At 71.8% G+C, this 11,712-nt stretch carries 12 protein-coding genes; 7 read left to right on the forward strand and 5 right to left on the reverse strand.

The window, feature by feature from the left end:
- Nucleotides 1-204: 204 nt before the first annotated feature.
- A complete protein-coding gene (locus tag ACIGW2_RS31480) occupies nucleotides 205-771 on the forward strand; it encodes a 5-formyltetrahydrofolate cyclo-ligase (protein ID WP_391654846.1) in 567 nt (188 codons plus the stop codon).
- 27 nt (nucleotides 772-798) lie between these two features.
- Here the strand turns inward: ACIGW2_RS31480 and ACIGW2_RS31485 are convergent, their stop codons facing one another.
- The gene (locus tag ACIGW2_RS31485) at nucleotides 799-3,534 is read right to left on the reverse strand and encodes a penicillin acylase family protein (protein ID WP_399847418.1); all 2,736 of its coding nucleotides are present in this window, start codon (nucleotides 3,532-3,534) and stop codon (nucleotides 799-801) included.
- Between the two features lie 237 nt (nucleotides 3,535-3,771).
- Here ACIGW2_RS31485 and ACIGW2_RS31490 point away from each other — a divergent pair, with 237 nt between their 5' ends.
- From ACIGW2_RS31490 to mscL, 6 genes are all read left to right on the forward strand, one after another.
- Complete coding sequence (locus ACIGW2_RS31490; protein ID WP_399847586.1) at nucleotides 3,772-5,340, forward strand: potassium/proton antiporter; 1,569 nt, start codon at nucleotides 3,772-3,774, stop codon at nucleotides 5,338-5,340.
- A 246-nt stretch (nucleotides 5,341-5,586) separates the two neighbouring features.
- On the forward strand, nucleotides 5,587-6,867 hold the full coding sequence (locus ACIGW2_RS31495) for an MFS transporter (protein WP_399847419.1): 1,281 nt from the start codon (nucleotides 5,587-5,589) through the stop codon (nucleotides 6,865-6,867).
- A 68-nt stretch (nucleotides 6,868-6,935) separates the two neighbouring features.
- A complete protein-coding gene (locus ACIGW2_RS31500; protein ID WP_391654725.1) occupies nucleotides 6,936-7,256 on the forward strand; it encodes an FmdB family zinc ribbon protein in 321 nt (106 codons plus the stop codon).
- A 134-nt stretch (nucleotides 7,257-7,390) separates the two neighbouring features.
- Nucleotides 7,391-8,299 (forward strand): S-methyl-5'-thioadenosine phosphorylase, encoded by a 909-nt coding sequence (locus ACIGW2_RS31505; protein WP_399847422.1) that lies wholly within the window; start codon nucleotides 7,391-7,393, stop codon nucleotides 8,297-8,299.
- A 251-nt stretch (nucleotides 8,300-8,550) separates the two neighbouring features.
- The gene (locus tag ACIGW2_RS31510; protein ID WP_399847425.1) at nucleotides 8,551-9,090 is read left to right on the forward strand and encodes a hypothetical protein; all 540 of its coding nucleotides are present in this window, start codon (nucleotides 8,551-8,553) and stop codon (nucleotides 9,088-9,090) included.
- Between the two features lie 72 nt (nucleotides 9,091-9,162).
- Nucleotides 9,163-9,708, forward strand: a complete 546-nt coding sequence (mscL, locus tag ACIGW2_RS31515; protein ID WP_391654728.1) for a large conductance mechanosensitive channel protein MscL — start codon at nucleotides 9,163-9,165, stop codon at nucleotides 9,706-9,708.
- Between the two features lie 19 nt (nucleotides 9,709-9,727).
- Here mscL and ACIGW2_RS31520 read toward each other — a convergent pair whose 3' ends face one another.
- From ACIGW2_RS31520 to ACIGW2_RS31535, 4 genes are all read right to left on the reverse strand, one after another.
- A complete protein-coding gene (locus ACIGW2_RS31520; RefSeq protein ID WP_356064216.1) occupies nucleotides 9,728-9,940 on the reverse strand; it encodes a hypothetical protein in 213 nt (70 codons plus the stop codon).
- Between the two features lie 69 nt (nucleotides 9,941-10,009).
- Nucleotides 10,010-10,426 carry a hypothetical protein gene (locus tag ACIGW2_RS31525; protein WP_391654729.1) on the reverse strand — a complete coding sequence of 139 codons (417 nt, stop codon included), beginning with the start codon at nucleotides 10,424-10,426 and terminating at the stop codon, nucleotides 10,010-10,012.
- Nucleotides 10,423-11,109, reverse strand: a complete 687-nt coding sequence (locus ACIGW2_RS31530; protein ID WP_399847429.1) for a ubiquinol-cytochrome c reductase iron-sulfur subunit — start codon at nucleotides 11,107-11,109, stop codon at nucleotides 10,423-10,425. Before ACIGW2_RS31530 ends, ACIGW2_RS31525 begins: the two co-directional genes overlap by 4 nt.
- Entirely contained in the window at nucleotides 11,106-11,705 is a 600-nt protein-coding gene (locus tag ACIGW2_RS31535) for a 4Fe-4S dicluster domain-containing protein (RefSeq protein WP_361585918.1), read from the reverse strand. Before ACIGW2_RS31535 ends, ACIGW2_RS31530 begins: the two co-directional genes overlap by 4 nt.
- Between the last annotated feature and the right edge of the window lie 7 nt (nucleotides 11,706-11,712).

Raw genomic sequence — 11,712 nt, forward strand, 5'->3', positions numbered from 1 at the left:
GCTTTCTCAACCCTCGTACCGCTACCGCCCGATACCAGAGGAATACGAGCCACGTTGAGCGCCGGAACCCCCGCCGAGCCCACCGAGCCGACGACGACCGCCGAGCACACGACGGCTGCCGAACCCGCGACGACTGCTGAGCCCACGACGACCGCTGAGCCCACGACGACCGCCGAGCCCGACGGGGGCGGCACCGAGAAGGCGCTGTTGCGCCGGGCCCTGCTCGCCGCCCGCGCCGCGCTGACCAGCGACGAGCGGGAGGAGGCGGCCGGGGCGCTCGCGCGGGCCGCGCTCGACCTGCCGGAGCTGGCGGAGGCGGGCACGGTCGCCGCGTACGTCTCGGTGGGGCGCGAACCGGGTACCCGCGCGCTGCTCGACGTGCTGCGCGAGCGGGGCGTACGGGTGCTGCTTCCGGTCCTGCTGCCCGACAACGACCTCGACTGGGCGCCGTACGAGGGTCCGGAGCGCCTCGCGAAGGCGGGCCGGGGGCTGCTCGAACCGGTCGGCGACCGGCTCGGCCCGCAGGCCGTGTGCGCGGCGGACGCGGTGCTGCTGCCGGGCCTCGCGGTCGACGGGCGGGGCATGCGGCTCGGCCGGGGCGGCGGTTCGTACGACCGGGTCCTCGCCCGGCTGGTCCGCTCGGGCGCGGATCCGGCGCTCGTGGTGCTCCTGTACGCGAACGAGGTGGTCGCGCGGGTCCCGGAGGAACCGCACGACCACCCCGTGCACGCGGTGGTGACCCCTCAGGGGGTCCGGCGCTTCGCGCCCTGAGGCTCGGGCCCTGGGGCTCCGGCTTCGCTAGGGCTGCAGCGTCAGGGTGTCCTGGGTGGTGGCCTCGACGGCCGCCTTCCCGTAGGACCAGTCGAGCAGCTCGCCCTTGGACCACTTCTCGGTCTGGTCGGTGTAGTGGCTGGCGAAGGCGTGGCCGGAGGCGCCGGTGAGGTTGATCCAGCGGGACTTGTCCCAGTCGCCGACGTTGACCACCATCCGCATGGACGGCACCCAGATCACGTCGTAGCCGCCGGCCGCGTTCCAGCCGGTGGCGTCGACGGCGGCCTCGCCGCCGCCGAGGTTCCACGGGCCGCGGTTGAGCAGGGACTGCACGAAGCCGGGGCCGGCGGTGCCGAGGGTCTGGTTCTTCAGGGTGAGCTGGTGCAGCCGGCCCCAGCTCCAGGTGGAGACGTCCTTGCCGAGCTTGGCCGTCAGCTCCCAGCGGGCGTCCTTCATGGCCTGCGCGAGCAGCTGGTCACGGGTCTCGGTGGCGGCGTTCAGGCGGTCGCCCGGGGTCTTCCACCACTCGCTCCGCTCCTGCTCCAGGAGCGGGCGGACCACCTCGTACCAGCGGTCGCCGCCGTCCGGCTGCGCGCTGTCGGGGTCGCGCTCGCCGCACTCGGGGACGAGCTTGTTCTGCTCGTCGACCGGGCCGGTGGCGTCGGCGACGCGGACGTTGATGCACTCGCCCTCGACGCGCAGCTCCTTGGGCAGCTTGTTGCCGAAGGCGAGCTTGAGGACGTTGCGCCAGACCGCGTTGAAGTAGGCGGCGGCGGCCGAGTCCGGCTCCTGGGTGTAGTCCCAGCCCTCGAGGAGCTTCTGGGCCTCGCGGACCTGCGGGTCGGAGATGTCGATCTTCAGCAGGAGGGGGTTGAGCAGGGTCGCGATCTCGCTGCGGTTGTCCTTCTGCATGGTCTGCATGTCGTCCGGCGAGATCTTGCCGCCGTCCTTCAGCTTGGACTCGATCAGGTCGTTGATCCGCTGGCTGCGCGAGCCGTAGCCCCAGTCCCGGGTGAGGAGGTAGGGGTACTTCTTCTCGTCGACGACGGCCTGGTTGGCGGTGACGATGTAGCCGCGCTTGGGGTTGTACTCGTAGGGCAGCTCGGTGAAGGGGATGGTGCCCTTCCAGTCGTACGAGGAGTCCCAGCCGGGCGCGGGCAGGGTGCCGTCGTAGCCGGGGGCCTTGCTGCGGATCGGGATCGTGCCGGGCGCCTGGTAGCCGATGTTGCCGGCGGTGTCGGCGTAGATCAGGTTCTGGGACGGGACCTCGAAGTGCTTGGCCGCGGCGCGGAAGCTCTGGAAGTCCTTGGCGCGGTTGAGCTCGAAGACGGCGTCCATGGACTTGCCGGGCTGGAGGGCGGTCCAGCGCAGGGAGACGCCGTAGCCGGTGCCGCGGTCGGGGGCGGCGTTGCCGACGGGGGCGGTCTGTCCGACCTTCTCCAGTTCGGTGGAGCGGTCGGAGACCAGCGGGCCGTGCTCGGTGGAGCGGATGGTGATGGTGCGGTCGGCCTCGCCGGCGACCTTGATGACCTCGTCGCGGCTGATGAACGGCTTGGTCTTGCCGTCGACGACGTAGCCGTCGGTGCCGATCTTCTCCAGGTAGAGGTCGGTGACGTCGGCGCCGAGGTTGGTGAAGCCCCAGGCGATCTTGTCGTTGTGGCCGATGATCACGCCGGGCATGCCGGAGAAGGTGTAGCCGGCGACGTCGTAGCGGCAGGTCGCGGAGACCGAGCGGCAGTGCAGGCCCATCTGGTACCAGAGGGACGGCAGCATCGGCGCGAGGTGCGGGTCGTTGGCGAGCAGCGGCTTGCCGGAGGTCGTGAAGTCGCCGGAGACGACCCACGAGTTCGAGCCGATGCCGTTGCCGTTGGGGCCGAGCAGGGCCGGGATCCGGTCGAGGGCGTCGGAGAGCGAGGCGAGCTGGGACTGGACGCCGCCCTGCCCGCCGGACGTGCCGCCGCTGCCGGTGTCGTCGCCGGTGCGGGGCTCGGCCTTGGGGTCGAACGTGCCGGTGGCCTTGTCGACGGCGCCGCGGTCGACGATCGGCTGGTGCAGCTCGTACGGGTAGCCGGGGTAGAGGTCCTTGATCTGCTGCGGCTTCAGCCGGCTGGTCATCAGGGAGCGGTCGATCTCGTCCTGCATGTTGCCGCGCAGGTCCCAGGCCATGGCCTTGAGCCAGGCGACCGAGTCGACCGGGGTCCAGGGCTCGATCGTGTAGTCGTTGGTGAAGGCCAGGGCCGCGTACTCGACGGAGACGTCGGACGGGTCGCGGTCCTTCAGATAGGCGTTGACGCCCTCGGCGTAGGCCTGGAGGTTCTTCTTGGTCTCCGGCGACAGGTGCTTGTCGTACTCCTCCTGCGCGACCTTGCGCCAGCCCAGGGTGCGCAGGAACGCGTCGGTGTCGACCTGGCTGCGGCCGAACATCTCGGAGAGGCGGCCGGCCGTCAGGTGGCGGCGGACGTCCATCTCGTAGAAGCGGTCCTGGGCCTGGACGTAGCCCTGCGCGCGGAACAGGTCGGCCTCGCTGTCCGCGTAGATCTGCGGGATGCCGTTGGCGTCGCGCTTGACCTCGACGGGCCCGGAGAGCGCGCCGAGCCGGATGGTGCCGGTGGTCTGCGGGAACGAGCCGCGGACGGTGCCGACGCCCCAGTACCCCCCGTAACCGACGCCCGCGACCAGCGCGAGCACCAGGACGAGGACGATCAGGCGGGCGCGCCGTCCCTTCTTCTTCTTGGCAGGGGGCGCGGTCGTGTTGGAGGGCATCGCTGTCCTTCGAGGGGCAGGGTGGTCCTGGAGTACGGGAGCAACCTTAGGCGCAGCGTCCGAAGGGCCCGGACGCGGAGTCAGGAAGAGATCCTTCCTTATACGCACTGTTGTGCGATCACACACCAAGAGGGCGTCAAGGATGCGTTAAAGATTAGGTAAGGTAACGAAGTACCGGTGTCGGCAGGAACGATCCGTTCACGCCACCCGGCACGCTCCGAGGGGAAGGAACGGCCACTGACTGTCCACCAGCTCAACGAACTCCTGCTCATCTGCTCGCTCGTGCTGCTCATCGCCGTCGCGGCGGTGCGCATCTCCTCCCGGAGCGGGCTTCCCAGCCTGCTGCTGTACCTCGGGATCGGGGTCGCGATGGGACAGGACGGCATCGGCAACGTCGCCTTCGACAACGCCGAACTGACCCAGGTGATCGGTTATGCCGCACTTGTGGTGATCCTGGCCGAGGGTGGTCTGGGCACCAAGTGGAAGGAGATCGAACCCGCGTTGCCCGCGGCGGTCATGCTGTCGACCGTCGGCGTCGCGGTGAGCGTGGGCATCACGGCGACGGGGGCGCACTACCTCGTCGGGCTCGAGTGGCAGCAGGCCCTCATCATCGGCGCCGTCGTCTCCTCCACCGACGCCGCCGCCGTCTTCTCGGTGCTGCGCAAGGTCCCGCTGCCCTCGCGCGTCACCGGTGTCCTCGAAGCCGAGTCCGGCTTCAACGACGCCCCGGTCGTCATCCTGGTCGTCGCCTTCTCCACCGCCGGCCCCGTCGACGCCTGGTACGTCCTGGTCGGCGAGATCGCCCTGGAGCTCGCCATCGGCGCCGCCATCGGCCTCGCCGTCGGCTTCATCGGCGCCTACGGCCTGCGCCACGTCGCCCTGCCGGCCTCCGGCCTCTACCCGATCGCCGTCATGGCCATCGCGGTGGTCGCCTACGCCGCCGGCGCCATGGCCCACGGCTCCGGCTTCCTCGCCGTCTACCTGGCCTCGATGGTCCTCGGCAACGCCAAGCTCCCGCACGCCCCGGCCAACCGCGGCTTCGCCGAGGGCCTCGGCTGGATCGCCCAGATCGGCATGTTCGTCCTGCTCGGTCTGCTCGTCACCCCCCACGAGCTCGTCCACGACTTCTGGCCGGCCGTCGTCATCGGCCTGGTGCTCACCGTGATCGCGCGGCCCATGGAGGTCCTGGTCAGCCTCCTTCCCTTCCGCATTCCCTGGCAGGAGCAGGCCCTGATGTCCTGGGCCGGCCTGCGCGGCGCCGTCCCGATCATCCTGGCCACCATCCCGATGGTGGCCCAGATCGAGGGCAGCGAACGGATCTTCAACATCGTCTTCGTGCTGGTCGTCGTCTACACCCTGGTCCAGGGCCCGACCCTGCCCTGGCTCGCCCGGGCCCTGAAGCTCGGCGACCAGGGCGAGGCCGCCGACCTCGGCGTCGAGTCCGCGCCCCTGGAGCGACTGCGCGGCCACCTGCTCTCCGTCGCCATCCCGGAGGCCTCCAAGATGCACGGCGTCGAGGTCGCCGAGCTCCGGCTGCCCGCCGGCGCCGCCGTCACCCTGGTCGTCCGCGACGAGAAGAGCTTCGTCCCCGGCCCCGCCACCGTGCTCCGGCGCGGCGACGAACTCCTCGTGGTCGCCACCGACCCCGTCCGGGACGCCGCCGAACGCCGGCTCCGGGCCGTCGGCCAGGGCGGCAAGCTGGCCGGCTGGCTCGGCACCGGCGGCTCGGCCGCCCTCCCACCGGACCGCCCCCGAACCGGCCTCCGTCACCCCTTCCGCAAGCCAACCCGGCGAACATCCGGCTAATCCGAGGCATTAATTCGGGGCCGAGGGCGTTTTCCCAGGCGGGAAGACGCCCTTCCCTGTACCATGAAGGCACACCAGATCGAACCAACTCTGCCTGACGCAGAGCTGGCGCGACCGTATGGCGGCCGCGGCGCCCTTCGCAGTGGGGCCCGGTATCTACCGCAGTTCCGCGCAAGAGGACAGCTCTCGGCGACGCCCGCACCACCATGCCCGGGCCCGCTACCAGGCGGCAGAAAGGCATGGACCGTGGCGTCCACGGTCGTCTCGGAGAAGCGACCCGGCTACGGCCGACTGCTGCGCACCCCCGGCGCTCTCTCCTTCCTCCTTCCGGGCTTCGCCGCCCGCCAGCCGTTCGCGATGCTCACCATCGGCATCGTCCTGCTCGTCCAGCACACCACCGGCTCCTACGGCAGTGCCGGCGCCGTCGCCGCCGCGACCGGCGTCTCCATGGCGCTGTTCGCCCCGCAGAGCGGCAAGCTCGCCGACCGCTTCGGCCAGCGGGCCGTCCTGATCCCCGGTGTGCTGATCCACACCGCGTCGGTCTCCCTTCTCGTCGCCCTGGCGCTCTCCGGCGCCCCGATGTGGGCCCTGTTCCTCGCCGCCGTCCCCTCCGGCGCCTCGGTGCCGCAGGTCGGCCCGATGGTCCGGGCCCGGTGGGCGGCCAAGCTGGAGGGCACACCGCTGATGCCCACCGCCGCCGCCTTCGAGTCGGTCACCGACGAGTTCACCTTCGTCGTCGGCCCGGTCCTCGCCACCGCCCTGTGCACCGGCATCCACCCGGCCGCCGGCCTGATCACCGAGGCCGCGCTCACCCTGGTCGGCGGCCTCTTCTTCGCCGCCCAGCGCCGCACCCAGCCCGCCTTCGGCCCGGCCGCCTCGGCCGGCCACGCCGACGGCGAGCCGCACCGCTCGGCCCTGTCCATCCCGGGCGTCCGCGTCCTGATCGTCGCCTTCCTCGGCATCGGCTCGGTCTTCGGCGGCATGCAGGTCTCGCTCACCGCCTTCTCCGAGGAGATCGGCAACCCGGGCGCCAACGGCCTGCTGTACGGCGTCTTCGCCGCCGGCAACATGCTCGCCGGCATCGCCATGGGTGCCGTCGCCTGGAAGATCGGCCCGCGCCGCCGGCTGATCCTGGGCTACGCCGGTCTCACCGTCGCCGCCTCCCTCCTGTGGTCCGTCCACTCCGTCCTGCTGCTCGGCGCCCTCGGCCTCGTCGTGGGCCTGTGCATCGCCCCGGCCCTGATCACCGGCTACACGATCGTCGAGACCCTGGTCCCGGCGAGTTCCCGCACCGAGGCCTTCACCTGGCTGACCGGCGCCGTGGCGCTGGGGCAGGCCGCGGCCGTCACCGTCGCCGGCCGGCTGGCCGACGCCCACGGCGCGAGCACCGGCTTCCTGGTGCCGATGGCCGGCACCCTGCTCGCGCTGGTCACGCTGGTCGCCCTGCGCTCGCGGCTCGCCCCCCGCGCTGCGAGCCGGGTCGCGGCACGTGGTATCGGTCACCGAGTTCCCGTGCCGGTGGACTGAACCCGCGGAATACGTCACTATGGATCGTCGTTAGCACTCGATGAGTGTGAGTGCCAGGAGGAAGACAAGTGCCGACCTACCAGTACCAGTGCACCGAGTGCGGCGAGGGCCTCGAGGCGGTGCAGAAGTTCACGGATGACGCCCTGACCGAGTGCCCGAACTGCAAGGGACGCCTGAAGAAGGTGTTCTCCGCCGTCGGCATCGTGTTCAAGGGTTCCGGTTTCTACCGCAACGACAGCCGCGGCTCGTCGTCCAGCAGCTCGCCGGCCTCGTCGAAGTCCTCCTCGACCTCGACCTCCACTTCGTCGTCGACGACGGCCTCCTCGGACGCGAAGCCCGCGTCGTCTTCCAGCACGTCGAGCTCCACGAGCTCCACGTCGGCGGCCTGACCTCCGTCTCTTCCGTTTCCTTCCGGTGCCCCGTCGCTGTCCGCGACGGGGCACCGGCGTTTTCCGGCCGTCCTCCGGCAGAGCCCGGCCGACCCCCGGGCGGCCGGGCGGGCGGGGTGACTAGGGTGACGGCCATGGCGACCCACAGGACTGATCGAACGGCCGACCGGACGGCTGCGGGGACGACCGTCCCGGCGGCGGACTCGTTCGCGGACATCGGCGTGATCGGCGGCTCCGGGTTCTACTCCTTCCTGGACGATGTGACCGAGGTGCCGGTCGACACCCCGTACGGCAGCCCCAGCGACTCCCTCTTCCTCGGTGAGGTCGCCGGCCGGCGGGTCGCCTTCCTGCCCCGGCACGGGCGCGACCACCGCGTACCCCCGCACCGGATCAACTACCGCGCCAACCTCTGGGCCCTGCGCTCGGTGGGCGTGCGCCAGGTCCTCGGGCCGTGCGCGGTCGGCGGCCTGCGCGAGGAGTACGGCCCGGGCACCCTCGTCGTGCCGGACCAGCTGGTCGACCGTACGAAGAGCCGCGCGCAGACCTACTTCGACGGTGAACCCCTCCCCGAGGCCTGGGGCGGCACCGTGCCCCGAGTGGTCCACGTGACCTTCGCCGACCCCTACTGCCCCGACGGGCGGCGGGTGGCCCTGAAGGCCGCCCGGGGGCGGGGCTGGGAGCCGGTCGACGGCGGCACGATGGTCGTCGTCGAAGGCCCCCGCTTCTCCACGCGCGCCGAGTCGCGCATGCACGCGGCCGCGGGTTGGTCGGTAGTCGGCATGACCGGCCACCCCGAGGCCGTGCTGGCCCGGGAACTGGGACTCTGCTACACCTCCCTCGCACTGGTGACGGATCTGGACGCGGGTGCGGAGACGGGCGACGGCGTCTCGCACACCGAGGTCCTCCGTGTGTTCGGCGAGAACGTCGGCCGGCTGCGCGACGTGCTCTTCGACGCGGTCGGCGCGCTCCCCGCGACGGTCGACCGGGACTGCCTGTGCACACGGGCCCACGACGGGTGGGACCTCGGGATCGAACTGCCCTGAGCCTCGAGGCCGGGGGTCGGGCCGGGTGAGGGCCGGCCGCCCGCGAGGTCCGGACTCGTTCCAGAGTCGCCGACCGCCCCCACGGCGGCAATCGCTCGCGCGGGTGAGTGAGTTATCCACAAACGCCTGGTTGTCCACAGGCCGAAGCGGGATCGCGGCGGATGCGGGACGGTGGATCCGGTTCGCCGGAAGGTGGACCCCGCTCGCCGGACCGTCCGGCGAACGGCCGTGCCACGACAGGCGGTTGCGCGATGACCACGAACTCCTGCCTCACCACCCACACACCGGCCTCGGTGCCCCCGCCGTGCGGGCTCCCGCCCTTCGACCCGCTGCGGGTGCGCGGTGCGCGGCTGCGGCTGCGCCGGGCGCTGCGGCGCAGGCGACGGGCGCCCGCCGCGGTGCTCGTCATGACCGCGGCCACGCTGGCGGCGGCCGGCGCGGCCGGGGCCGACGACCCCGCCCCGCCACCCCCTCCCCCGGCCTCCCGGGCCGCTGCCCGGCCGGCCGGTGTGCCGCTCGTGTCGGCGCCGGTGCGGATCGCCGACGCGGCGACCGTGCGGCTGCTGCGGCCCGGCGACCGGGTGGACGTGATCGCCGCCGCCAACTCCGTGACCGGCATGGCGGGTGAGGCCAGAGTGGTCGCCTCGGGCGCTCGAGTGGCCGAAGTGCCGCAGCCGGGTGAGACTCGTTCGGACGGCGGGGCCCTGATCGTCCTCTCCGTTCCACGGTCGACGGCGACGGCGCTCGCGGGGGCGGGAATGACGTCCCAACTGGCGGTGACTCTGTGCTGATTCGCACTGACGGCCTGTCAAGTCACCGTCCCGTGTGTACGGATTGGACGCGTTCGCGCCCGGCGCGGCCTAATGGCTCCGCACACTGCACACGGAACGAAAGGCACCTTGGTGGCCGAGAAGAAGGAAAGCTTGCTGGGAGGCTTCAAGGCCTTCCTGATGCGCGGGAACGTGATCGACCTGGCGGTGGCGGTCGTCATCGGTGCCGCGTTCACCAACATCGTGAACTCGGTGGTCAAGGGCATCATCAACCCGCTCGTGGGTGCCTTCGGCACGAAGGACCTGGAGGGCTACTCGTCCTGCCTCAAGGACCCCTGCAAGGTCGTGAACGGCGAGATGCAGGGCATCCAGATCCAGTGGGGCCTGGTGCTCAGCGCCGTCCTCAGCTTCCTGATCACGGCCGCCGTCGTCTACTTCCTGATGGTCCTGCCGATGGCCAAGATCCTCGCCAAGCGTGCCGCGCACGACAAGGCGAAGGAGAGCGTGGAGGAGACGCTGGAGATCAGCGAGCTGGAGGTGCTCAAGGAGATCCGCGACCACCTGGTCGCCCAGCGCGGCCCGAGCTCGGGCTCGACGGCGGGCTCCGGCGCCGGTGGCGGGACGCACTCCACCTCCTGACCGGCCTTTCCGGTCGGTCTCAGAGGTGGTGCGGCGGCTTCTCGTCGAGGAAGCGCGCGAGGTCGGCGGCGCTGCCGCCGGCCGGAGGCCGCTCGCCCCACCCGCGGTCCGTGTCGTCCGCGGACTGCTGGTCCAGCGGATCGTCGAAGACCAGTGCCGGCCGGGGTCGTGCATCGGGATCGTTGTCGGACTGCTTCGCTGCTCGCGGTCCGTGGGCGGGGGCGGTGCTCATGTTTTCAGGGTACGCCCGGAGCACCGCCCCGTACCCGCCCGATCAGAGGTCTGATCTGCGGGATTCGACTCATCGGTCCTTCGGGTCGAGCAGCCAGAGGCCGAGCACGACGAGGAACGACAGGACCAGGAAGGCCGCTCCCCACCAGGCGGTGCCGGTGTCGCCGGCCATCCACTCGTCGACGACGACGGTGAGCCCCCACAGCTGGCCGATGACCACGGTCAGGGCCAGGGCGAGTCGGGCGGAGAGCTTGGCGGAGCGTTCGGGTTCCTGTTCGCCGCCGGCACCGGGGCCCGGGCCGGTGTGCCGGATACGGGGGTCTCCATAGCCGCTGGTGGGGCGGATCTGGGGGTAGCGCTCGTGGACCGGGCGGTTGAGCCGCGGCTGGGCGCTGCCGGGGGTGTAGGCGGGGCGGGGCGGCGGGTTCCGGGGGGTACCGGCCGGTTCGGGGGCCGCCGGGTCCCTGGGGAACGGGGTGTCGGTCATGTCCGTCGGCTCCCTTCCCCGGCGGGGCCGCCGGTGCCCGGGCAGCCGAGGCGTTCGGCGAGACCGGGGCGTTCCTCGCCGAGCTGGCGGCACAGGCCCTCGCGGACGCTCTCTCCGGAGCGGGTGGTGCCGACGGCCCAGATGCTGCCGTCGGTCTCCTCGACCAGGAGCACCTTGGGCAGGCCGCGGGGTGGCGGGCCCGCGGTGACCTCGCCGGTGCGGGCGTCGAAGACGCCCTCGTGGCAGGGGCAGTACAGCTCGCCCTCGCTCCCCCGTTCCTTGCGCCAGAGGACGGCGCAGGCCAGGTGGGTGCAGACGGCGGAGTAGCCGGCGAGGGTGCCGTCGACGAGGCGGACGGCGACGGCGCGGTCCTCCTCGTCGGGGTAGCGGAAGGCGATCGACTCGCCGGGCAGGAGCCGTTCGGCGATCCGCTTCGGCTCGGGGGCGCCGTTGTCGTTGTCGCCGTGGCGGTGCAGGATGCCGGCGGCGACGCCGATGCCGCCGGCGGCGAGACCGCCGGAGACGGTGGCGACGATCCGCAGGTAGTCGCGGCGGGTGGTGAGGGAGTCGGCGGCGATCCGGTCGTGGAGGGCCGCGTGGGCGGCGTCGGCGGGCCGGTTCGGGCCGTCCGGGTCGGTGGTAGTGACGGCGCCGCTGTCCGGGGGCGGTTCGGTGAGGCTCATCGGACATCCACTCCGTTGACTTCGACGATGGGCAGTCCGCCGGGGACGGGCCACCGGACTCTGTCCGCGGGGACGACCATCGCCACTCCGGTGGAGACGGTGGTGGACCCGAAGGTGAAGGAGTCGGCGACCTCGACGCCGGGGCGTTCGGCGCGGAGCTCGTCGAGGGTTCCGTAGAAGAGGGCGCCGGTGGGGCAGACGGTGGCGCACATGGGGGCCAGTCCGTAGGCGGTGCGGTCGTAGCAGAGGTTGCACTTCATCTGCAGCTTCGCCTGGAGGTCGATCTTCGGGACTCCGAAGGGGCAGGCGTTGACGCAGTTGGCGCAGCCGATGCAGCGGGTGGTGTCGGCCTGCTGCACGACGCCGTCGGCGGTGACCAGGATGGCGTCGGCGGGGCAGACCTCGGCGCACGGGGCGACCGGGTCCTCGCAGTGCATGCAGACGGTGGGAAGGGAGGCGACGGAGTGCCCCTCGTCGGGGTAGTCGAGGTGGATCATCGACTTTCCGCGGTGGGAGTCGCACTCGCGGCAGGCGGAGACGCAGGCCTGGCAGCCGATGCAGCGGCCGGGGTCGATGAAGATCGTGCGGCCCATCATCTGCGGC

This window comes from Streptomyces sp. NPDC053541 (genome assembly GCF_044544705.1).
GTDB lineage: Bacteria > Actinomycetota > Actinomycetes > Streptomycetales > Streptomycetaceae > Streptomyces.

Coding starts and splice junctions, on each gene's coding strand:
- ACIGW2_RS31485 (WP_399847418.1), bottom strand. CDS start 3,534: ATGCCCTCCAACACGACCGCGCCCCCTGCCAAGAAGAAGAAGGGACGG.
- ACIGW2_RS31505 (WP_399847422.1), top strand. CDS start 7,391: ATGGCGACCCACAGGACTGATCGAACGGCCGACCGGACGGCTGCGGGG.
- ACIGW2_RS31510 (WP_399847425.1), top strand. CDS start 8,551: ATGACCACGAACTCCTGCCTCACCACCCACACACCGGCCTCGGTGCCC.
- mscL (WP_391654728.1), top strand. CDS start 9,163: ATGGCTCCGCACACTGCACACGGAACGAAAGGCACCTTGGTGGCCGAG.
- ACIGW2_RS31520 (WP_356064216.1), bottom strand. CDS start 9,940: ATGAGCACCGCCCCCGCCCACGGACCGCGAGCAGCGAAGCAGTCCGAC.
- ACIGW2_RS31525 (WP_391654729.1), bottom strand. CDS start 10,426: ATGACCGACACCCCGTTCCCCAGGGACCCGGCGGCCCCCGAACCGGCC.
- ACIGW2_RS31530 (WP_399847429.1), bottom strand. CDS start 11,109: ATGAGCCTCACCGAACCGCCCCCGGACAGCGGCGCCGTCACTACCACC.
- ACIGW2_RS31535 (WP_361585918.1), bottom strand. CDS start 11,705: ATGATGGGCCGCACGATCTTCATCGACCCCGGCCGCTGCATCGGCTGC.